Here is a 21351-nt window from a genome sequence, read left to right on the forward strand (position 1 = left end):
CATAAACGGGTTCTTATGCCTTAGTTGTAAGTGTCTACCATGTCCCCGAACAAGTGTTCACTATGTCCCCGGACCGTACAGTGGGAGAGGGCCGGGGTGAGGGCATCTGGCCGCACTCTTCAAATACTACAATGCATCCTCAATCACCCACACGCTCACGCTTCCGCCTTTGCAGGTAAATGTCCCTTCGCCATCCGCTGCGGTGGTGACCGTTTCTTCACGATTGCCGAGAAAATCACGCCAGATTTTGTTCCCGTAGTTTTCCCCAAGGCAGATCACCTTCTCGCCATCATCACCGTTGGACATCACCACCACGCAACCGGGATCCTCTTCCGTGCCACTGCGGCTGAATGCGATGCAGTTAGGGTGGTCAAAAAACAGCGTCTGCACGCCGTGGGCAAAGCGCTGACGGGCGAGGATCAGCTCGTGCAGTTGCTCAATCACCGGCATATCAATGTGGTAAGTTTCACCGTCTCCCCCGGTATCGTCATAGCTTGCGCCAAAGAGATCGGGATAAAACACGCTCGGCACGCCATTTTCCCGCAGCAGGATCAGCGCATAGGCCAGCGGTTTAAACCAGGCTTCCACCGGGGCTTCAAGCGCCTGCAACGGCTGGGTGTCATGGTTGGCAACCAGCGTCACCGCATGGAACGGATCGGCCTCCACCAGCGTGCCGGTGAAAATCTGGCTCATGTCGTAGTCCCGCCCCTGACGCGAGGCCTCGTGGAATTTCATCTGCAGGGGGGCATCAAACAGCATCGTTTTACCCTCGACCTGGTTAATATAGGCCTGCAGTTTATCCACCTCGTGCGACCAGTATTCCGCGACGATAAACAGCGGTTGCGTTGCCACTTCCTGGACGTGTTCAATCCACTCCTTATAGAACCAGGCGGGGATGTGTTTGACCGCATCCAGGCGGAATCCGTCGCAGCCGGTTTGTTCCATGACCCAGCGCGCCCAGTACTTGATCTCCTCCGTCACGGCATGGTTACGGAAATCGATATTTTCGCCCATCAGATAGTCGAAATTACCCATTTCGTCATCGACCTGATCGTTCCAGCCTTCGCCGGTGTAGTCATTGACGATTTTGAAGATGCCATCCTCATCGGGGTTTTCGATGTGGTCGATGCCGCTAAAGCATTTGTAATCCCAGACGAACTGCGAATACTGTCCGGCGCGGGCAGGGAAGGTGTAACGGGTCCAGGCTTCGCACTCGATGATCTCATCATCGATTTGCGTGCGGTCCTGTTCGTTCACACGCTGAACGCGAACGTGCTCTTTCTCATCGGCGCCCATTTTGTGGTTAACCACCACATCCAGCAGCACCGCGATGTTATTGCTTTTGAGCGCATCAATGGCTTCCAGAAGCTGGGCTTTATCACCGTATTTGGTGGCAACACTGCCTTTCTGGTCAAACTCGCCGAGATCAAACAGATCGTAAGAATCATACCCGACCGAGTAACCGCCCGATGCGCCTTTATAGGCTGGCGGCAGCCAGATCATATTGATGCCGATTTCGTTAAGATTGGGGGCTAATGCCGTGACCTCTCGCCACAATTCACCGCCTGCAGGGTAATACCAGTGAAAGCATTGTAACAGGGTGGGGTTTTTCATCGTCCGTGCTCCAGAAGCCGTTTGGCTGACTTCTGGAGTATGGATGAAGAAATCATAATTGTGTGTCGCGGGTCAAACTTTCTGGATAAAGAATATTCCCTGACAGCTTTCCATAGGTTGATGTGATGGATTGCTGTTTACCGGTTTGATCAATGAGGCTGCGCAGTTCGTCCATGCGTGTGGCAAGCAGCATTTTGAGCTCGGTCTCGTTTTGCAGAACCTTCTCGAGTAGAAAACGTGCCTGCTCAATCTGGGACGGATGTGCCTCCGAAATAGGGTTTTTGGAGATATTCTCTACCAGCTGAACATAAGATATCTCAAGGGTAATGAGCTCGTCCCAGAGACCGGAACGAGCATGTTTTAACATGGTAAGGCTGAGGTTATAGAGGGCCTGCCAGTTATCAAGAGCGGACGCTGGATTATTCATCAATAGATATCCTGAGAAGAAGGACCATTGGGACCAATTTGTTTCCACGCATCCGCAATGTTATTGAGCAGCGCTTCGACCTCTACAATCGCCTCCACGTCGTTACGCAGATTTGCATGCAACAAACGTCTGACCATGTACTCGTACAGCGCGGCAAGGTTGCCCGGCAGTTCACTGTCGATCTCCATATTCAGACCGGCTTTTAACCCGTTATCGATAATATTGATCGCCTTCGATAAGGCTTCGCCTTTTTCGGTGATTTTACCTTCGTCCAGGAAAAGACGGGCGCGGACAAGGGCACTCAGTGCCCCGTCAAACAGCATTACGACAAGTTGATGCGGACTGGCACTCAGCACCGCGCTTTCCAGCCCGACCTGCTGATAAGCTCGGGCGCCATTTTGTGCATACATATACGTTCCTTACGACTAAGAACTGAACTGCTGTTTCAGGTAGGTGGCCGTGTTATTCAGTTTACTCATCATGGTATCAAGACTGTTGAACTGTGCTTTATAACGGGCCATCGTGGCTTCGATGCTCGCTTCCATTGCGTCGTAGCGCTTATCCAGGGTTTTCAACGTGCTGTTGATACCGTCAGTCGCGCTTTTGATGATCCCTTCTTTACCGGTGGTTGTGCTCAGCATGGCGGTCAGGGTATTGCCCATCTGCGTGGCCAGACCGGTTGTTTTGCCATCGCCAATAAAGTAGGCCTGCACCGCTTCCGGGCTGTCGGTGAGCGCTTTTGTCAGTTTGGCATCGTCGATTTTCAGGTTACCCATTGAGCCGTCAGCGCCCACGGTAGGATCCTGGGTGATACCGAGCTGGGCCATGATCGCGTAGGAGCCAGACTGGACCACGGTCAACATATCGCGCAGCTGTGACTGTACAGAACGCACGGTGTTGTCACCCAGCAGCGCACCGTTGCTGGCGGACTGATCGGCACCGGCTTCCACTTTCACATACTTAGTGATGCTGGCGATGGTGGACTGCAGGGAGTTGTAGGCGGTAACCCAATCCGTGACGGCTTTTTTGGTGGCATCGGTAGAGCGGGTAACATCTAAATTTTCGCTCTTGGTGCTTTCTGCCTTCAGGGTGAGGGTTACGCCCGGCAGCGCGTCATTAATTGTGTTGGTCGAACGCTCAATGTCGATGTCGTTGATGGTAACCAACGCATTTTGTGACGCGGTTTGCTGATTCATCGCGCCGGTATTCGTGGATGAGTCGTAGCTGATAATGCCTTTTAAGGTGTCGTCACCAGTCACCGTCACCGTCATGTCATTGGCCGTGCCGGTGGTTTTCGAGGACAGCATCAGGGTGTACTCGTTGTCCTTCGACTTCACTACCGTTGCCGTGACGTTGCCGTTAGCTTTGTTAATCGCGCTGGCAATACCGTTCAGGCTGGTGTCGCCGTCAGCAAGATCGACGGTCAACGGTTTGGTGGTGCCTGGCTGGCTGATGGTGATGGTGCGCGTGGTACCGGTAGTCGCTCCCAGCTGTGCGGTGGCACTGGTCTGGACGGCAGAGGTTAATACCTGAGCTTTCGCCAGCGATTTAACCTGTACGCTATAGGAACCAACCGCTGCACCGGCCGTGGTGGTGGCGCTGAAGGCGGTGTTGGTCGAGCCAATAGACGCCGCGTTCCAGGTGTCCGTTTTTCCCAGGGCTGCAGTAGCGGTATTCAGCGACGTCATTGCACTTTGCAGCTTACTGAACGCACTCAGCTGGGCATTATAGGATGTCTGCTGATTGGTGATGGTGTTCAGCTTGGTTTTTTCAGCCGTTTCGAGGTTGTTATACAGTGTTGCCAGATCCAGACCTGAACCTACGCCCAGACTCGTAATAGTCGCGCCTGAAGAGAGAGTGATTGAGCTACTCGCCATTTTTTTATTTCCTTTAGCCAATGGTAGTTTCAGGTAGTTATCGGCGACTTATGCAGATAGTTTACGTTTCAGGTAAAAAAATTATCGGCTGAATAGCGCTCAACCTTACGGCCATATAGCACTATTGGCGCGTGAGAGACATATATAAAAGAAAAACGCGGGAAGAATAAAATGTGAAAACGTTTCCTGAAAAATAGCGTTTCTGATGGCGCTCTGAGTAGACTTTAATAACTATAAATTTATTAAAATCAATTGGTTAATAATTTTTTGACGAAATTTCTAAAGTCTTATTCAGACCCGTCGATAACTTTCATGACGGTGAGAGACGCCGTGAGTGTTAAGGCACCGACCCTAGAAACCATTTTTGAAGGAATTAAATTATGGCAGTTATCAATACTAACCTGTTGTCCCTGACCACTCAGAACAACCTGAACAAATCTCAGTCTTCTCTGGGCACTGCTATCGAGCGTCTGTCCTCTGGTCTGCGTATCAACAGCGCGAAAGATGACGCTGCTGGCCAGGCGATTGCTAACCGCATGACCTCCCAGGTTAAAGGTATGACCCAGGCGGCGCGTAACGCCAACGACGGTATCTCCCTGGTTCAGACTGCTGAAGGTAACCTGAACGAAATCAACACCAACTTACAGCGTATTCGTGAGCTGTCTGTTCAGGCTGCTACCGACACTAACGGTTCTTCTGACCTGACTTCTATCAACACTGAAATCAAACAGCGTCTGGCTGAAATCGACCGTATCGCGGGCGCAGCTAACTTCAACGGTAAGAAACTGCTGGACGGTTCCGTATCTACCGCGCTGAAAATTCAGGTTGGTGCAGGTACTTCTTCTAACGACACCATCTCCATCGACAGCAACGCGCTGATCAACGCCACCTCTGGTACCCTGAGCGCTGGCCTGAGCACTGCAATCTCCGATAACGCCTCTGCACAGGCTGTTATCTCTGCTGCTGACGCTGCAATCGCGAAAATCGATACCGCGCGTTCTAACATGGGTGCGATTCAGAACCGTTTCGAATCTACCATCAACAACCTGAACAACTCTATCAACAACCTGTCTGCTGCTCAGTCCCGTATCCAGGACGCTGACTACGCTACCGAAGTTTCCAACATGTCTCGCGCGCAGATCCTGCAGCAGGCTGGTACTTCTGTACTGTCTCAGGCAAACCAGGTTCCACAGGCAATGCTGTCTCTGCTGCGTTAATCGCCGCGCCTGTTTCACAAAAGGTTGCTGGAAACAGCAACCTTTTTTTTTTGCCCGTCAGACAATCTCCGAAATAAGCCATTATTCCCGGGGGTGTTCCTTCCATTATCCCGGATATTCCCTTGTACGATGGGTAAGAATCGCAATCTTACTAAGAGAATCGGGATGAACAAGTTCGAGCGTACACGATCGCTGCATCAGTTTTACCGTGACGAATTTTCACGGTTAATTTTCCTGCCGGAAACGGATGCATTGCCTGCGCATATCGTTACCGAAATCCTGCATTATAAAAATTCCGATATTGCCACGCTCGAACCCCAGATCATGGAAGCCATGACCGATCTGGATGCAGACAAAGAACTCGCCGTGAAGCGCATGCTGTGCGCGATTGCTGCTGCAAACGCCGCGTTTGATTTTAAAAATGAAGGGAAGCCCACGCCATTTTCAAAAGAGATGAGCGACACCATTACCGGCTGGGTGGTAGAGGCGCTTCAACACGACAACAGCATTAATCTACTGGTGGCGGGTATTCAGGTCTTCTTCCGCATTAACGAAATTGACGCCGCCTTATTCCTGATTTCAAACTACTACGCGGTGGTGAGTCCATCCCCAACCGTGATGAAAATATTGTTGTTGGTTTGTCTGATGGAAGATGATTTTAATCAGATGCAGACGCTTATCCAGCAGCTGACCGCCAATCCTGAACATATTGGTGAAGACGCGTTAACGATGCTGATGATCGTCACGGGCATTCATAAGCTGGGTGGCTGTCCCGAATCGTTCATCGATTTTTCCGCCCTGAAAATGCCTGATTATGAGCCTGATTTTTCGCACTACGAGTGGCTTCTTCCGGCGGAAGAAAACGGAAAAACCACGGTTCTGGTGGCGTGCGACAAACGTTATTACTTCGATCATGCCCTGACGCTGTTAGGGTCTGTCTACCACACCAACGGCGATCGGCTTAACGTTCACCTGCATCTTTATAACCCCGATGATGAGACAAAGGCGCACGTTAATGCCTTGCACCAGCGTTTTCCGGGCATGGTGATATCCGCGACGGCCGAAACCATTACGCCTGTTTTTGGTATCAACGTCTGGTATGCCTCAAGACGCTTTGTCTTCCTTAGCTATGCGCTGAGCGTATTCTCGTCACCGATCATGGTGCTTGATGCGGATTGTCTGGTGCGTAAGAACTGGTCGGATATTGAGCCACATCTCCCGAAGAGTGAGATTGTCCTCTCTTACAGCAACGGCGCGCCGCCGTGGGAGCAGGTGCCTGCGGGCTTTGTCTATACGGTCCCGGGCACGCTTTCGCGTAAATACCTTTCGCTTGTCGCCACCTTTATTGACTGGAACTTACACCGCGGTAATGCGGAGTGGTTCCTTGATCAGGTCGCGCTGTCGGTCTCACTGGATGCCCTTCCGGCGATAGAACAGATGGCCATTCATCGCGAGCCGCTGGAGAAACTGATCGACATTCGCTACACCGACGACACGTTCAGCTGGACCGTGACCACGCAAAAATCAGGCGGCGAAGCGTACCAGAACTATAAAGCTGCGATGCAACAAACCTATTTTGGCTAACCACTGAACTCATGGAACTTTCTCTGTATGTTGTATCCAGATAATCGATTCACGCTATCCAGTCTGCAGGCTGCCGCTGCCCTGTATCAGTTTCCTGCCGGGGCGCCTGAGAATGCGCGCGTCCTGGATTTAGGCTGCGGACAGGGAGATGTGTTGTTATCCGCTGCGCTGGCCTGGCCGGATTGTGTCGGGATAGGGATTGATAGTAACGAAGAGGCTGTTTCAGCGGGGCAGAGGCAGGCGCAGCGTCTGGGTATCGCCAATATCGAACTGGTTGCGGCGGGTCTTAACGATGTGTTGAGCGTGTCGCCGGGTGAGTTCGATTACATTCTGATCCGCGGGGACTTTATTCCTGCTGGCATGCCAGAGCGTGACGCGCTGTTGCAGTGGTGTCGTCGTCATTTGGCGGCGCGCGGCATGATTGCCATTCATCAAACCTTTACCCCGCCTGAGTCCGCGGCGCAATATGTCCAGGATGCGCTGGCTTTCCATGCACGTCTTGCGGGCCGGCCAGAAGAGCAGGTGGCGTTTGCTCGCGGCATGCTCAGCTATCTGGCCATGACTCAGCCGGAAGGCGAGATCAAACACCATGTGCTCGCGATGGAGCACGTTGACGACGCCACCCTTAGTGAGATGCTGGCAAGCGCCACCCATACCTCCGGGCAGTTTATTCACTTCAACGATAGCCTTTCCGCCTGCGGGTTACGCTACGTGGGAGATGCGCTGCCGCAGTACGAAACGGGTGAAAGCGTTAGCGAGCAAATTCATCAGCTGCACGCTCTGGTCTCATCCGGACAGACGTCGATTGCCGCGCAGCAATATCTCGACTTTGCCGTCAACCGTCGCGAGCGCGTCAGCCTGCTTTCCCGTGATGATGCCGTCAACGCGGCGGCGCTGGATTTTACCCGCTTAAACGCGCTGCACTGGGCCGGTGATTTCAGGCGTTACCGCAACGAACGGGGTGAGATTGTTAATGCTCACACTAACGCGGAAGGGAAGTTTTTCTCGACGCTTAATACCACGACCCTGCATATTCTCGATCTGCTTGGCGGTGCATGGCCGCTGAGCCTGTCGTTTGAACAACTGGTGTTCAACACCCGTCTTCCTGAAAAGGAGGAGGATGTCGCCCAGCAGGTACTTGAGTCACTGAAAGATCTGTTTCTCAATCAAATTCCGGGACTCTACTGGGCCGGTTCACCAGGGCCATACAATGTTCAACCGGAACGTGAACTTGCCTTCATTTCACCTCTTCAGGCAGGCGATGACGCCGACGTCACGTTTAATCTGTGGGGCGCGCGCGTCACTCTTAGTCAGGAAGAGCGTGAATTTGCACTTGCAGGCATGGATGTCAATCAGGCCAAAAGCAGCGAGCTTTTTTCGGCACTGAAAGCGAAAGGTCTGTTGAAAGGCTCCCCTGAAGCGTGGCGCAGAGCACAGCAGCATTATTTACGCCCGGGGGATGTCGACTATCTCAAACGTAGCATCGATACGCTGTTGCTGCTTAACGTCGGGTCGCAGCAGGGCGGTTTACTGGCTGACGGACAGATAATGGCAGGGGAGAAGGATGAACAGGATCCTGCTATCGATCTCATCTACAAAAACGTCAACGCCCTGATTGCTGCGGGGCTGGCTAAAGACGCGCGCGATTATATCCGCGGACAGATTGAAAACGATCCCCATAACCTGCATATGCTTCGCTGCTATTCCCGCGCCAGCCTGCTGATGGGGGACTGGGATGAGGCCCTATCGGCACTCGGTCAACTGATGAGCCGCTACTCTGCCGGGCAGGATATCTGGTTCGACCTGGCCACGGTGCTGCAGAAAAAGGGGGAGTTGCATTATTCAGCCCGCATCCTCCAGGCGCTGCTGCGGTTGAATAAAAACAACGCGTCATTCTGGAATACGCTGGCGGTGGTGTATCACTCGCGCCGCAACATGGCCATGGCTGAACGCTGTGCCAGAGAGTCTTTGCGCTATAACGCCACGAACCCGCTGCATCTGGCAATGATGGGCATCATTCTTAGTGATAACCAGAAACTGACGGAAGCACGCTATTTCCTTGAGAAATCGCTCGAGTTTGCGCCGGGTGATTTTGACTGTTTCACCAGCTTGCTGTTTGTTCTGACCCACGATTTTTCCGTCTCGCCGGAGGTGCTCTTCGAGCGCCATCTTGCTTATGGCGAGCTGGTGAGCACATGGGCGAAAAAATTCGACCTGGCGCTGCCGTGGCAGGGTAGCAAGGATCCTGAGCGGCCGCTGCGCGTCGGCTTTGTCTCCGGCGATTTCCGCAACCACCCGGTAAGCCGTTTCCTGCGGCCGTTCTGGGATGGTATGGACCGGGAACAGTTCTCCCTCTACGGCTACAGCACGCTCGATAAAGATGATGCCGTCACGGAGCACTTCCGTAACACCTCGACGAAGTGGTTATCCGTTACCGATCTCAATAACGTTGAGCTGGCAAAACAGATCCACAGTGACGGGATCGATATTCTTTTTGACCTCTCGGGCCATACCACCGGAACGCGGTTACCTGCGTTTGCCTTTAAGCCTGCGCCAGTGCAAATCACCTGGCTGGGGTACCCGGGCACGACCGGGATGACGCAGATGGATTACCGCATTATCAGTACCGGGTTTGTCAGAAATGCGGCGATAGACGCGCAGTTCACGGAGAAGCTGATTGCGATCCCGCTTGATAATTTCTTCGAGCCGGATGCGTCCAGTCCTGACGTCAATACGCTGCCAGCCCTGACGAACGGCTGCTTTACCTACGGTAGCTTTAACCGTCCTAAAAAATTGAACGATCGGGTCTTCGCGCTGTGGGCGCGCATTCTCCAGCATAACGCCACGTCAAGGCTGCTGATTGGTTTTATGGATGATGACGCAATGATCGCCCGCTACCGCAAGAAGCTCAATGCGCTGGGCGTGGCGGATGAACAGCTGATCTTCCGTAAAACCACGGGAATGGAGGCCTACCTGCAGATGCATCACGAGGTGGACATGCTCCTTGACTCCTTCCCATACAACGGAGGCACCACCACCAGCCATGGCATCTGGATGGGCGTCCCGACGCTCACCCTGGCAGGGGCGACCTATCCTGCCCGTCAGGGGCTCGAGATTATGCATATCTACGGGCTGGATGAATTTGTTGCGGAAAGTCAGCAGGACTATTTCGATAAAGCCGTGCGCTGGCAAACCCAACTGGAAACCCTTAACGCCTTGCGCCAGAGCATGCGGAGCACGATCCCGACGCAGGGGCAGAGCAATGTGGCGATTCCTTTCCAGCAGGCCCTACGTCAGGCCTGGCGTAAATGGTGTGCTGACGAAGCACCTCACAGTTTCCGGGTAACAGGTACTGAGGATTAACTTATGAAAAATGTCTACGTTACCAGTCCACTTCTTCCGCCACTTGAGGAGTTCATCCCTTACCTGGAGACCTTGTGGGAAAGTAAAATTTTGACCAACAGCGGGCAATTCCATCAGCAACTGGAAGAGGCGCTGGCGGCCTATCTGGGCGTAAAGCATGTCTGCCTGTTCTCTAACGGCACGCTCGCGCTGCTGACGGCGCTGCAGACATTGCGTATTACGGGCGAAGTGATCACCACGCCATACTCCTTTGTCGCCACCTCTCACAGCCTGCTGTGGAATGATTTAACGCCGGTGTTTGCCGATATTGACCCTGTCACGTTTAATATCGATCCGGATCGCATTGAAGAACTGATTACGCCTAAAACAACGGCCATCATGCCGGTCCACTGCTATGGTATTCCGTGCGATATGGAACGCATCCAGAAGATTGCCGATACCTATGGGCTGAAGGTGATTTACGATGCGGCCCACTGTTTCGGCGTCAAACAGGATAACGCCAGCATTCTCAATTATGGCGATCTCTCCGTGCTGAGCTTCCACGCCACGAAGGTATTTAATACCTTCGAAGGGGGCGCCATTATTTGCCACGACGCCAAAACCAAACAGCGCATCGATTATCTTAAAAACTTTGGCTTTGCCGATGAAACCATCGTGATGGCGCCGGGTATTAACGCCAAAATGAATGAAGTGCAGGCGGCCATGGGACTGCTGCAATTAAAGTATATTGACGGTGCGCTGCAGGAGCGCGCGGTGATTTATCAGCGTTACGTTGAACTGCTCGATGCCGCGCTTCCGGCGCTGGAATACATTAAACCGGCCAGTAATATTGAATGGAATTACTCTTACTTCCCGGTACTTATTCGCGCAGATTCGGCGGTCAGCCGGGATGCGATTTATGCGGAATTACGTAAGCATAATATCTATGCCCGCCGTTATTTCTACCCGCTTATCAGCGCCTTCCCGATGTATCGCCACTTCCCGACGGCGAATGTACAACATCTCCCGGTTGCCGATGAAATTTCTCATGCGGTGCTCTGCCTGCCTATCTATCCCGGACTGCCGGTGGCCGATCAGCGACGTATTATTGAGATTATTCAGGGCTTGTTTATCGATGCTGCTCATGCGGCAGAGCCTGCGCTGGTGGTCAATGGATAGGAAAGGAACCCGATGAAGCTGGCGATCATGCAACCCTATTTTTTCCCGTATTGCGGCTATTTTCAGCTCATGGCGGCCGTTGATGCTTTCGTGGTGTATGACAACATCAAATACACGAAAAAAGGGTGGATTAACCGTAACCGTATTCAGATTCGCGGTGCGGAGTCGTTAATCTCGCTGCCGCTAAAAAAAGACTCGGACTTTCTGGATATCAGGGAGCGGCAGCTCTCAGCCACATTTGACCGCAATAAGCTGTGCAATCAGATAATCGGGGCGTATCGCCACGCCCCCTCATTTTCTGCGGTAATGCCGGTTGTTGAGGAGATTATTCAGAACCCGGACGAAAACCTGTTTAATTATCTGTGGCAGGGGCTGAACCGGCTGCGGGACTATTTTGGCTTCTCCTGCGAGCTGATTGTCTCGTCCTCATTACCGGCGAATCACGCGTTAAAGTCTCAGGATCGCGTCATCGATATTTGTCAGGTGATGAACGCCCGTACGTATATTAATCCCCCGGGGGGCATGGCGCTCTATTCCCGGGAGGATTTTGTCGACCGCGGGCTTGAGCTGAAATTTATCCAGCCGCAGCCGTGGCACTACCCGCATTCTGACGCGGCGTTTATTCCGTGGCTGTCGATTATTGACGTCATGATGTTTAACCCTCGCAATGAGGTGGTTCGTCGCCTCCAGCATGGTTATGAGTTAATTTAATATGTTTACATGGAAAAAATTGGGTAAGGTCTTTACCCCGCAGGAAGTGACCCATCTCCCCTGGCTTAAAGAGTTTGCGCAGGCCCCTGCGACGCTGATCTTTGATGATTTCGTACGCGTCTATTTCTCCTGCCGTCCACCCGCCGATGAACAGGGAAAATATGTCAGCTACTCTGCCTGGGTCGATTTGGCACGTGACGATCTCTTCCACGTGTTGCGCGTCGCCCGCGAACCGATTCTCCCGTTGGGCGGATACGGAGAGTTCGACGAATTTGGAACCTATCCCGTCTCCGTAATGCGCGATAACGATGTGGTAAAAGCCTGGTATGCAGGCTGGACCCGCTGCGAATCGGTGCCGTTTAACGTGGCGATTGGCATGGCGATGAGCCATGACCAGGGGGAAACCTTTGTTAAAGCGGGCCCGGGACCGGCAATTGGCTACTCACCGGATGAGCCGTTTGTGATGAGTGGGCCAAAAATTCGCAGATTCAATAACCAGTGGCAGCTTTTTTATATCGCCGGGCGCAAATGGAAGTGGGTGGATGGCCGCGCAGAGCCGGTCTACAAGATCCGCATGGCGACCTCTGACGATGGCATCAACTGGACGAAGCTGAATAAAGATCTGATCCCCAGCCGTATCGAAGAGGACGAGGCGCAGGCCAGCCCGGATGTCTTTTACGCCAACGGCAAATACCATATGTTCTTTTGCTACCGCTACAGCGCCCATTATCGCGGAAAGCAGAACGGTTACCGCATCGGCTACGCGTGGAGTCTGGATATGATCACGTGGCATCGGGATGACAGTAAAGCTGGCATTGATGTGTCTGCCTCCGGGTGGGATGCCGAGATGATCAGCTACCCACACGTATTTGAACTGGATGGCACTATTTACATGGCTTATCTGGGGGATCAGGTGGGCCGCTATGGCTTTGGCCTGGCACAACTGGAGGGCAAATTATGCTAACCCTGAACTGGCGTAAGCACGGACTAATCTATTCGCCGTCACAGTTTCCTCCTCTGGCAAATGGGGTGGGGTTTGCCCAGTCTCCGCAAGCGCTGGTGTTTGATGACTTTGTCCGTATCTACTTCTCCACGCGTGAGCAAGAAAAGCACTCAGCAAAGTTCATCAGCCGCGTCTGCTATGTGGATATGGATAAATCTCTGCGGGAGGTGCTTCGCATCAGTCCCGAGCCGGTGCTTGCTCCTGCTGAACTGGGCACATTCGACGAGCACGGTATCTTCCCCTGCAACGTTTTGCGTCACGACGGCAAAATCATGGCATGGACAACCGGGTGGAACCGTCGCGTTTCGGTCTCGGTTGATACGGCTATTGGTCTGGCAGTAAGCACAGACAATGGCGAACACTTCACCCGTGTCGGAACCGGGCCGGTGATGGGCCCCTCATTGCACGAGCCGCACTTAGTGGGGGATGCCTTTGTTATCCATACCCGTGAACGTTTCCACATGTGGTACATCTTTGGCACGGGCTGGAAAAAGCGCACGCCGGAATCGGTGCCGGATCGCATTTATAAAATTGCCCATGCGGAATCAGACGATGGCATCAACTGGCAGCGTGACAGCCAGCAAATCATTCCTTCGGTGCTGGGGGAAGACGAATGCCAGGCGCTGCCGACGGTGATTGAAATCAATGGCCGGTATCATATGGTCTTTTGCTTCCGGGAGTGTTTCGATTTCCGTACTGGGCAGGGGCGCGGTTATCGTCTGGGCTATGCCTGGTCTGATGATTTACACCACTGGCATCGTGATGATAGCCAGATGGCGTCGCTCGCGTCCGTGGATGACTGGGACAGCGAAATGCAGTGCTATCCCCATCTTTTCCGCTGCGATGAAAAAGTCTATTTGCTTTATAACGGTAATGCGTTTGGCAAAGCGGGCTTCGGCCTTGCGGAACTGGTGTTATGAATCGCTGGGTGTTTTGTCAAAACCGCGCCTCTCGTGAGGAGATAGTCGAACATTTTAACCGGTGTGACCCGCTATTTATTGCGTCAATCAGCGAAAGAATAGCGTTACAGGACTATGCCCAAAAAATAGTGGCGCGGGCATGGCGAAGCGAAGCCTGGCAAAACAACACGCTCAGCGGACTGGTGGCTGCCTATTATAACGCGCAGCGTCAGCAGGGATTTATTACCAATGTTTCCGTTTTGCCGGACGCTCAGCATTGCGGCATGGGTAGCCAGCTGTTAATTCAAAGCATTGCACATTTACACTCCCTGGGTGTGACTGAAATTAATCTTGAAGTCGATAAGAATAACGTGTCGGCACAACGTTTATATCTAAAGCATGGTTTTACCTTTGGAATAGCGAACGGTTCAAAGATAACCATGACTTTACAGAGAGAGAAAACAACATGACCCTTCGTGATTACAATCTGGAAATCAAGGATACTGCCGATCATCAGTACGCCTATAACTTTGATTTTGATGTGATGCACCCTTTTATGATTCGTGCGTTCACACCGTTCTTTAAGCCGGGTAATTTACTTGAACTGGGTAGTTTTAAAGGTGATTTCACCGCACGCCTGGCTGAAAAATTTAACGCCATCACCTGCGTGGAAGCTTCCGAAGAGGCGATGGCCATCGCCCGTGAGCGCCTGGGAAAAAATGTCTCGTTTGTCCATTCCCGCTTTGAGGATGTTCAACTTCCTGAGCGTTATGACAATATTGTTCTCACCCATGTGCTGGAGCATATTGACGATCCCGTTAACCTCTTAAAACGCATTAATGATGAATGGCTAACGGATGACGGACACCTTTTTCTGGTGTGTCCCAATGCGCATGCCGCTTCCCGACAGATTGCGGTTAAAATGGGATTAATCTCGCATAATAGTGCGGTGACAGAGGCCGAGTTTCTCCATGGCCATCGTTGCACTTATTCTCTGGATACGCTTGAGAGAGATGCCCGTCTTGCCGGACTGAATGTGGTGTATCGCACAGGTATTTTTTTCAAAGCGCTGGCTAATTTCCAGTGGGATAAACTTTTACAGACGGATATCATCTCGACGCAATATCTTGAGGGCTGCTACGAGTTAGGCCATCAATACCCTGATTTATGTTCAAGCATATTCTTGCTGTGTAAAAAAGGCTGACGTTATTCCTGCTGCAGGATGCATGTTATCCCGACATGCATCGGTAACCCCCAAATAACCCCTTATTTTACCCACTATTCATCCAATTGAACGCCCTGCAGAATCGGATAATCATGCCGATAACTCAACTAACGCAGGGCTGTTTATCGTGAATTCACTCTATACCGCTGAAGGTGTAATGGATAAACACTCGCTGTGGCAGCGTTATGTCCCGCTGGTGCGTCACGAAGCATTGCGCCTCCAGGTGCGTTTGCCGGCGAGCGTGGAACTGGACGATCTGCTACAGGCGGGCGGTATCGGGTTATTGAATGCAGTTGACCGATACGACGCTCTGCAAGGAACGGCATTTACCACTTACGCAGTTCAGCGTATTCGTGGTGCGATGCTGGACGAGCTGCGCAGCCGGGACTGGGTGCCGCGCAGTGTTCGCCGCAACGCGCGCGAAGTGGCGCATGCGATGGGGCAGCTGGAACAGGAACTGGGACGCAACGCGACGGAAACGGAAGTGGCGGAACGGCTTGGTATTCCTGTTGAAGAGTATCGTCAGATGTTGCTCGATACCAATAATAGCCAACTCTTCTCTTATGACGAGTGGCGCGAAGAGCATGGCGATAGCATCGAGCTGGTGACGGATGAGCATCAGCAAGAAAACCCGTTACACCATTTAATGGAAGGTAATTTACGCCAGCGCGTGATGGAAGCCATTGAAGCTTTGCCAGAGCGCGAACAGCTGGTGTTAACCCTCTATTATCAGGAAGAGCTTAATCTCAAAGAGATTGGCGCTGTTCTGGAAGTGGGAGAGTCGCGGGTAAGCCAGCTGCACAGCCAGGCCATCAAACGCTTACGAACCAAGCTGGGTAAGTTATAGGTGATTGATTCACCTGAAAAATGCCGCACAACGTATTGACAACCAGGAGTTATCATGACGGTGCAGCAATCTAAAAGACGGCCTTTAAGCCGCTACCTGAAAGACTTTAAACACAGCCAGACGCATTGCGCCCACTGTAACAAGTTACTCGATCGTATCACGCTGGTTCGTCGTGGCGAAATCGTCAATAAAATTGCGATTTCTCGTCTCGACACGTTGATGGACGAAGCCGCGTGGCTCGAAGAGCAGAAAGAGTGGGTGGCGCTTTGCCGTTTCTGTGGCGATCTCCACTGCAAAGAGCAAAGCGACTTCTTCGATATTATCGGTTTCAAACAGTTCCTGTTTGAACAGACCGAGATGAGCCACGGGACCGTTCGAGAATACGTGGTTCGCCTGCGTCGCCTGGGACAGCATCTGACCGTGAATAACATTTCCCGCGATCTGCTCAAGACCGGCTATCTGGATGAAAACCTGGAGCCGTGGCTGCCTGCGACCAGTACCAATAACTACCGTATTGCGCTGCGCAAGTACGCACAATATAAGGTCCAAATGCCGGCGGCGGTAAAGCAGAAAGCCCACGCCGGGACAACTTCTGATATATATTAAAAAAGAATAAGATGTAGCGCAGTCGCCTTTGACCTTGCAGGCGATTTCTCTACACTACACAAAAATTCCACTATATCGGGGTACTTATGAAATTAGCACTTCTGGGTCGTCAGGCGCTGATGGGCGTTATGGCCGTTGCGCTGGTCGCGGGAATGAGCGTGAAAACCTTCGCCGCAGAGAACCTGCTTAACAAAGTGAAAGAGCGCGGTACGCTGTTGGTCGGGCTGGAAGGAACCTATCCTCCGTTCAGCTTCCAGGGTGATGACGGTAAACTGACCGGTTTCGAAGTGGAATTTGCGGAAGAACTGGCGAAACACCTTGGGGTGAAAGCGTCCCTGAAACCGACCAAATGGGACGGTATGCTGGCGTCGCTGGATTCCAAACGTATTGATGTGGTGATTAACCAGGTGACCATTTCTGACGAGCGTAAGAAGAAGTATGACTTCTCCACGCCGTACACCGTGTCCGGTATCCAGGCGCTGGTGAAGAAAGGCAACGAAGGCTCAATCAAAACGGCCGCGGATCTGAAAGGTAAGAAAGTCGGTGTCGGTCTCGGAACCAACTACGAAGAGTGGCTGCGCCAGAACGTTCAGGGTGTGGATATCCGCACCTATGATGATGACCCGACAAAATACCAGGATCTCCGCGTTGGCCGTATCGATGCCATCCTGGTTGACCGTCTGGCGGCACTGGATCTGGTGAAGAAAACCAACAACACCCTGGCGGTCGCCGGTGATGCGTTCTCTCGTCAGGAATCCGGGGTTGCTGTCCGTAAAGGTAACGAAGACCTGGTCAAGGCGATCGACTCCGCCATTGCGGATATGCAAAAAGACGGCAGCCTGAAAGCGCTTTCTGAGAAGTGGTTTGGGGCAGACGTCACCAAATAAGTCTTTGACGTTAAAAAAAGGCGCTTTTAAAAGCGCCTTTTTTATTTCTTACGCGTCTGCGTGCATAATGAAAAATATCACATTTTGTCTGAGTTACCGGAGAACCCATGTCACTACAGAATTTAACGCGCTTTCCCCGCCTGGAGTTTATCGGCGCGCCGACGCCGCTGGAGTATCTGCCGCGATTTTCTGACTATTTAGGACGCGATATTTTTATTAAGCGTGATGACGTGACGCCAATGGCGATGGGGGGCAATAAGCTGCGCAAACTGGAGTTTCTGGCGGCTGACGCGCTGCGTGAAGGGGCGGATACGCTCGTCACCGCAGGGGCGATTCAGTCCAACCACGTTCGCCAGACGGCGGCGGTGGCGGCAAAACTTGGGCTGCACTGCGTGGCGTTGCTGGAAAACCCAATCGGTACACGGGCAGAGAACTACCTGACCAACGGCAACCGTTTGCTGCTAGATCTCTTTAACGTGCAGGTCGAAATGGTCGATGCGTTGACCGACCCGACCGCACAGCTCGATGAGCTGGCCACACGCCTTGAAGCGCAGGGCTTTCGTCCGTATGTCATTCCGGTGGGCGGCTCGAATGCGATGGGTGCGCTGGGGTATGTGGAAAGCGCGCTGGAGATTGCTCAGCAGTGCGAAGGGGCGGTGAGCCTCTCGTCAGTGGTGGTTGCCTCTGGCAGTGCAGGTACGCACGCGGGGCTGGCCGTCGGGCTGGAGCACTTGCTGCCGGACGTTGAGCTGATTGGTGTGACGGTATCGCGCAGCGTTGCAGATCAGAAACCCAAAGTGCTGAGCTTGCAGCAGGCGGTGGCAGAGCAGCTGGAGCTGAAGGCAAAGGCCGATATTCTGCTCTGGGACGACTATTTTGCGCCGGGTTACGGCACACCGAACGAAGAGGGAATGGAAGCGGTTAAACTGCTGGCGCGCCTTGAAGGCATACTGCTGGATCCGGTCTATACGGGCAAAGCGATGGCCGGGCTTATTGATGGCATTGCGCAGAAACGCTTTAAGGATGAAGGCCCGATTTTATTTGTGCACACCGGCGGCGCGCCCGCGCTGTTTGCCTATCATCCTCATGTCTAAAAATCAGGTCGAAAAATAATAATGCAAGAAAGTATTCAACTGGTTATCGATTCGCTGCCGTTCCTGCTGAAAGGCGCGGTGTTCACCTTACAGCTCAGTATTGGTGGCATGTTCTTCGGCCTGGTACTCGGGTTTGTGCTGGCCTTAATGCGTATGTCGCCCGTCTGGCCGGTGCGCTGGCTGGCTCGCTTTTATATCTCTGTGTTTCGCGGCACGCCGCTTATCGCGCAGCTCTTTATGATCTACTACGGTTTACCACAGTTCGGGATTGAACTGGACCCGATCCCGGCAGCGATGATTGGTCTGTCGCTTAATACGGCGGCGTATACCTCGGAAACCCTGCGTGCGGCAATTTCGTCGATTGATAAAGGGCAGTGGGAAGCCGCGGCCAGTATCGGTATGACACCGTGGCAAACCTTGCGCCGGGCCATTCTGCCGCAGGCGGCGCGGGTGGCGTTGCCGCCGCTCAGCAACAGCTTTATCAGCCTGGTGAAAGACACCTCGCTGGCTGCGACGATTCAGGTGCCGGAACTGTTCCGTCAGGCGCAGCTTATCACCTCGCGCACGCTTGAAGTGTTTACCATGTATCTTGCTGCCTCGCTGATCTACTGGGTGATGGCGACGGTGCTGTCTGCCCTGCAAAACTATTTTGAAAACCAGCTTAACCGCCAGGAGCGTGATCCAAAATGAGTGCTATCGACGTTAAAAACCTGGTGAAGAAATTCCACGGGCAAACGGTGCTCCACGGGATCGATCTGGAGGTGGAGCAGGGTGAAGTGGTGGCGATTATCGGCCCGAGCGGCTCAGGAAAAACCACGCTGCTGCGCAGCATTAACCTGCTTGAACAGCCGGAGGGAGGCACCATTCGGGTTGGGGAGATCACCATTGATACCGGTAAATCCATCAGCCAGCAAAAAGGGCTGATCCGCCAGCTGCGCCAGCACGTGGGGTTTGTTTTCCAGAGCTTCAATCTGTTCCCGCACCGGACGGTGCTGGAGAACATTATTGAAGGTCCGGTGATTGTGAAAGGTGAACCAAAAGAGGAAGCCACGGCACGCGCGCGTGAACTGCTTGCCAAAGTGGGGCTGGCAGGGAAAGAGACCAGCTACCCGCGTCGTCTTTCGGGCGGGCAACAGCAGCGTGTGGCGATAGCCCGCGCGCTGGCAATGCGCCCGGATGTGATCCTCTTTGACGAACCCACTTCTGCGCTCGATCCTGAGCTGGTGGGCGAGGTGCTTAACACCATTCGTCAGCTGGCACAGGAGAAACGCACCATGGTCATTGTGACTCACGAAATGAGCTTTGCCCGTGACGTCGCCGACCGGGCTATTTTCATGGATCAAGGACGGATTGTGGAGCAGGGGCCGGCAAAAAGTTTATTTGCCAACCCGCAGCAGCCGCGAACCCGTCAATTCCTTGAAAAATTCCTTATGCAGTAGCATTTTTGCACGCATTTGCTCCAGATTTTTCTTCTGGAGCAAATTATTCTCTCGCGGTTTCGTCTGCCATGTTTTTTTATTCCGCTCAGTACAGATAAACCTTATCAAAACTAAAGTTAATTGTGCTATTGCCGATATTTTGTGGTTAGAAATAAGTTTTATGTGTTAGGTTATATTCATCTTAATAATGAATATCATTTCAGAGGCTTCATTTAGTAAGTATGAAGGATTCAGACTTTTTCACCTGGCGACGGGATTGCTTCCTCCGGTTTCAGGCACTGACCAGTGCCAGTGAGGTATATCAGGAACTACAGCGACAAACTCAGGCGCTCGAATTTGATTATTACGCACTCTGTGTACGCCATCCTGTGCCATTTACGCGCCCCAGGATATCTGTACACGCCACGTATCCACAACGGTGGATGGCGCAATATCAGTCAGAGAATTATTTCGCCATTGATCCGGTGCTCAAACCGGAGAATTTCATTCAGGGCCATTTACCCTGGACGGATGAATTATTCGCGGATGCTGAGGCATTATGGAATGGCGCACGCGACCATGGCTTGCGTAAGGGAATAACACAGTGCCTGATGCTGCCAAATCACGCGCTCGGTTTCCTGTCCGTTTCGTGTACCAGCGTTCAGGCGGGCGCGATCACCAGCGAAGAATTAGAGCTGCGGTTGCAGATGCTGCTGCAAATGGCGTTAACCAGCCTGCTGCGTTTTGAAGATGAGATGGTGATGCCACCCGAAATGAAATTCAGCAAACGTGAGCGGGAAATTCTGAAATGGACTGCGGAAGGGAAGACATCAGCGGAAATAGCGATCATTCTCTCTATCTCGGAGAATACCGTTAACTTCCATCAGAAGAATATGCAGAAGAAATTCAACGCGCCAAACAAGACGCAGATTGCGTGTTACGCGGCGGCGACAGGGTTAATCTGAGCAGAGAGAACGTTCTGCGTGCCAGACGAGATAACGGCTGAATGCAACACATTCAGCCGTTTTTTTTTACTGACGGTAGGCTTGTTTAATTTGCTTAACGGTATTGGCAAATACCGCTGACTCAGCCTGGTTTTCCATCTGCGCGATTTGCTTTTCCATTTTAATGATCACACGTCCGGCGTCAGCCTGACCCATTGCCTGTAACATCAGCGTCAGCAGGGCTTTCAGGCAGTTGACTTCCTGGGCCAGTTCCTGGCTATTCTCCGCAGTTGCAAATTCAGGTGTGCTCATTTATTTTCCTCGTTATAAAACAGCGCTCGCGCGCGATGATGCAAGTCAAGGCGGCGGAGTATACCACAAGCTGTTCCAAAAAATGCAGCGGTTGTTTTTCATACTTTTCCGCAGGGTGTTTATTTGCATAAACACCGCGTGCCAGTAAACTGTACAGGGTCGAAG

General features: G+C 52.5%; 22 protein-coding genes. 16 read left to right on the plus strand and 6 right to left on the minus strand.

Going from position 1 to position 21351, the window contains the following annotated elements; genetic code table 11:
• Nucleotides 1-126 precede the first annotated feature (126 nt).
• Genes amyA through fliD form a run of 4 tightly spaced genes read right to left on the minus strand, consistent with a single transcriptional unit; the run spans nt 127 to nt 3918 of the window.
• Nucleotides 127-1614, minus strand: a complete 1488-nt coding sequence (gene amyA / locus ACOTX3_RS18055) for an alpha-amylase (protein ID WP_029882572.1) — start codon at nt 1612-1614, stop codon at nt 127-129.
• A gap of 52 nt (nt 1615-1666) precedes the next feature.
• Nucleotides 1667-2041, minus strand: a complete 375-nt coding sequence (gene fliT / locus ACOTX3_RS18060; RefSeq protein ID WP_013096006.1) for a flagella biosynthesis regulatory protein FliT — start codon at nt 2039-2041, stop codon at nt 1667-1669.
• Entirely contained in the window at nt 2041-2451 is a 411-nt protein-coding gene (fliS, locus tag ACOTX3_RS18065; RefSeq protein ID WP_023622487.1) for a flagellar export chaperone FliS, read from the minus strand. The genes fliT and fliS overlap by 1 nt, the downstream gene beginning before the upstream one ends.
• A 15-nt stretch (nt 2452-2466) precedes the next feature.
• Nucleotides 2467-3918: a flagellar filament capping protein FliD gene (gene fliD, locus ACOTX3_RS18070; protein WP_013096008.1), complete on the minus strand. Its 1452-nt coding sequence runs from the start codon at nt 3916-3918 to the stop codon at nt 2467-2469.
• Between the two features lie 380 nt (nt 3919-4298).
• Between fliD and ACOTX3_RS18075 the strand changes: the two genes are divergently transcribed.
• The 16 genes from ACOTX3_RS18075 to sdiA all read left to right on the plus strand — a co-directional run bounded on the left by ACOTX3_RS18075 (nt 4299) and on the right by sdiA (nt 20895).
• Nucleotides 4299-5135 carry a flagellin FliC gene (locus ACOTX3_RS18075; protein WP_013096009.1) on the plus strand — a complete coding sequence of 279 codons (837 nt, stop codon included), beginning with the start codon at nt 4299-4301 and terminating at the stop codon, nt 5133-5135.
• 165 nt (nt 5136-5300) lie between these two features.
• Nucleotides 5301-6719 (plus strand): hypothetical protein, encoded by a 1419-nt coding sequence (locus ACOTX3_RS18080; RefSeq protein ID WP_058679630.1) that lies wholly within the window; start codon nt 5301-5303, stop codon nt 6717-6719.
• 27 nt (nt 6720-6746) lie between these two features.
• Entirely contained in the window at nt 6747-10082 is a 3336-nt protein-coding gene (locus ACOTX3_RS18085) for a methyltransferase domain-containing protein (RefSeq protein ID WP_058679629.1), read from the plus strand.
• Between the two features lie 3 nt (nt 10083-10085).
• Complete coding sequence (locus ACOTX3_RS18090) at nt 10086-11240, plus strand: DegT/DnrJ/EryC1/StrS family aminotransferase (RefSeq protein ID WP_013096012.1); 1155 nt, start codon at nt 10086-10088, stop codon at nt 11238-11240.
• 12 nt (nt 11241-11252) lie between these two features.
• On the plus strand, nt 11253-11951 hold the full coding sequence (locus ACOTX3_RS18095; protein WP_058679628.1) for a WbqC family protein: 699 nt from the start codon (nt 11253-11255) through the stop codon (nt 11949-11951).
• A 1-nt stretch (nt 11952) separates the two neighbouring features.
• A complete protein-coding gene (locus tag ACOTX3_RS18100) occupies nt 11953-12915 on the plus strand; it encodes a hypothetical protein (RefSeq protein ID WP_058679627.1) in 963 nt (320 codons plus the stop codon).
• Complete coding sequence (locus ACOTX3_RS18105; RefSeq protein WP_013096015.1) at nt 12909-13874, plus strand: hypothetical protein; 966 nt, start codon at nt 12909-12911, stop codon at nt 13872-13874. The genes ACOTX3_RS18100 and ACOTX3_RS18105 overlap by 7 nt, the downstream gene beginning before the upstream one ends.
• On the plus strand, nt 13871-14323 hold the full coding sequence (locus tag ACOTX3_RS18110) for a GNAT family N-acetyltransferase (protein WP_045903205.1): 453 nt from the start codon (nt 13871-13873) through the stop codon (nt 14321-14323). The genes ACOTX3_RS18105 and ACOTX3_RS18110 overlap by 4 nt, the downstream gene beginning before the upstream one ends.
• Nucleotides 14320-15057 carry a class I SAM-dependent methyltransferase gene (locus ACOTX3_RS18115; protein ID WP_038419962.1) on the plus strand — a complete coding sequence of 246 codons (738 nt, stop codon included), beginning with the start codon at nt 14320-14322 and terminating at the stop codon, nt 15055-15057. Before ACOTX3_RS18110 ends, ACOTX3_RS18115 begins: the two co-directional genes overlap by 4 nt.
• 148 nt (nt 15058-15205) lie before the next feature.
• The gene (locus ACOTX3_RS18120) at nt 15206-15925 is read left to right on the plus strand and encodes an RNA polymerase sigma factor FliA (protein WP_013096018.1); all 720 of its coding nucleotides are present in this window, start codon (nt 15206-15208) and stop codon (nt 15923-15925) included.
• A 54-nt stretch (nt 15926-15979) separates the two neighbouring features.
• Nucleotides 15980-16531: a flagella biosynthesis regulatory protein FliZ gene (fliZ, locus tag ACOTX3_RS18125; RefSeq protein ID WP_013096019.1), complete on the plus strand. Its 552-nt coding sequence runs from the start codon at nt 15980-15982 to the stop codon at nt 16529-16531.
• Between the two features lie 86 nt (nt 16532-16617).
• Nucleotides 16618-17418, plus strand: a complete 801-nt coding sequence (gene tcyJ, locus ACOTX3_RS18130; RefSeq protein WP_013096020.1) for a cystine ABC transporter substrate-binding protein — start codon at nt 16618-16620, stop codon at nt 17416-17418.
• A gap of 107 nt (nt 17419-17525) precedes the next feature.
• Nucleotides 17526-18512: a D-cysteine desulfhydrase gene (gene dcyD / locus ACOTX3_RS18135; protein WP_048972058.1), complete on the plus strand. Its 987-nt coding sequence runs from the start codon at nt 17526-17528 to the stop codon at nt 18510-18512.
• 21 nt (nt 18513-18533) lie between these two features.
• Nucleotides 18534-19202: a cystine ABC transporter permease gene (gene tcyL / locus ACOTX3_RS18140; protein WP_013096022.1), complete on the plus strand. Its 669-nt coding sequence runs from the start codon at nt 18534-18536 to the stop codon at nt 19200-19202.
• Complete coding sequence (gene tcyN, locus ACOTX3_RS18145) at nt 19199-19951, plus strand: L-cystine ABC transporter ATP-binding protein TcyN (RefSeq protein WP_013096023.1); 753 nt, start codon at nt 19199-19201, stop codon at nt 19949-19951. Before tcyL ends, tcyN begins: the two co-directional genes overlap by 4 nt.
• 221 nt (nt 19952-20172) lie before the next feature.
• A complete protein-coding gene (gene sdiA, locus ACOTX3_RS18150; protein ID WP_023622078.1) occupies nt 20173-20895 on the plus strand; it encodes a transcriptional regulator SdiA in 723 nt (240 codons plus the stop codon).
• 66 nt (nt 20896-20961) lie between these two features.
• Here the strand turns inward: sdiA and ACOTX3_RS18155 are convergent, their stop codons facing one another.
• The gene (locus tag ACOTX3_RS18155) at nt 20962-21186 is read right to left on the minus strand and encodes a DUF2594 family protein (RefSeq protein ID WP_013096025.1); all 225 of its coding nucleotides are present in this window, start codon (nt 21184-21186) and stop codon (nt 20962-20964) included.
• Complete coding sequence (locus tag ACOTX3_RS18160; protein WP_418250438.1) at nt 21173-21253, minus strand: hypothetical protein; 81 nt, start codon at nt 21251-21253, stop codon at nt 21173-21175. Before ACOTX3_RS18160 ends, ACOTX3_RS18155 begins: the two co-directional genes overlap by 14 nt.
• Nucleotides 21254-21351: the final 98 nt, after the last annotated feature.

The organism is Enterobacter cloacae complex sp. IR5384, assembly GCF_049237265.1.
GTDB classification, from domain to species: domain Bacteria; phylum Pseudomonadota; class Gammaproteobacteria; order Enterobacterales; family Enterobacteriaceae; genus Enterobacter; species Enterobacter cloacae.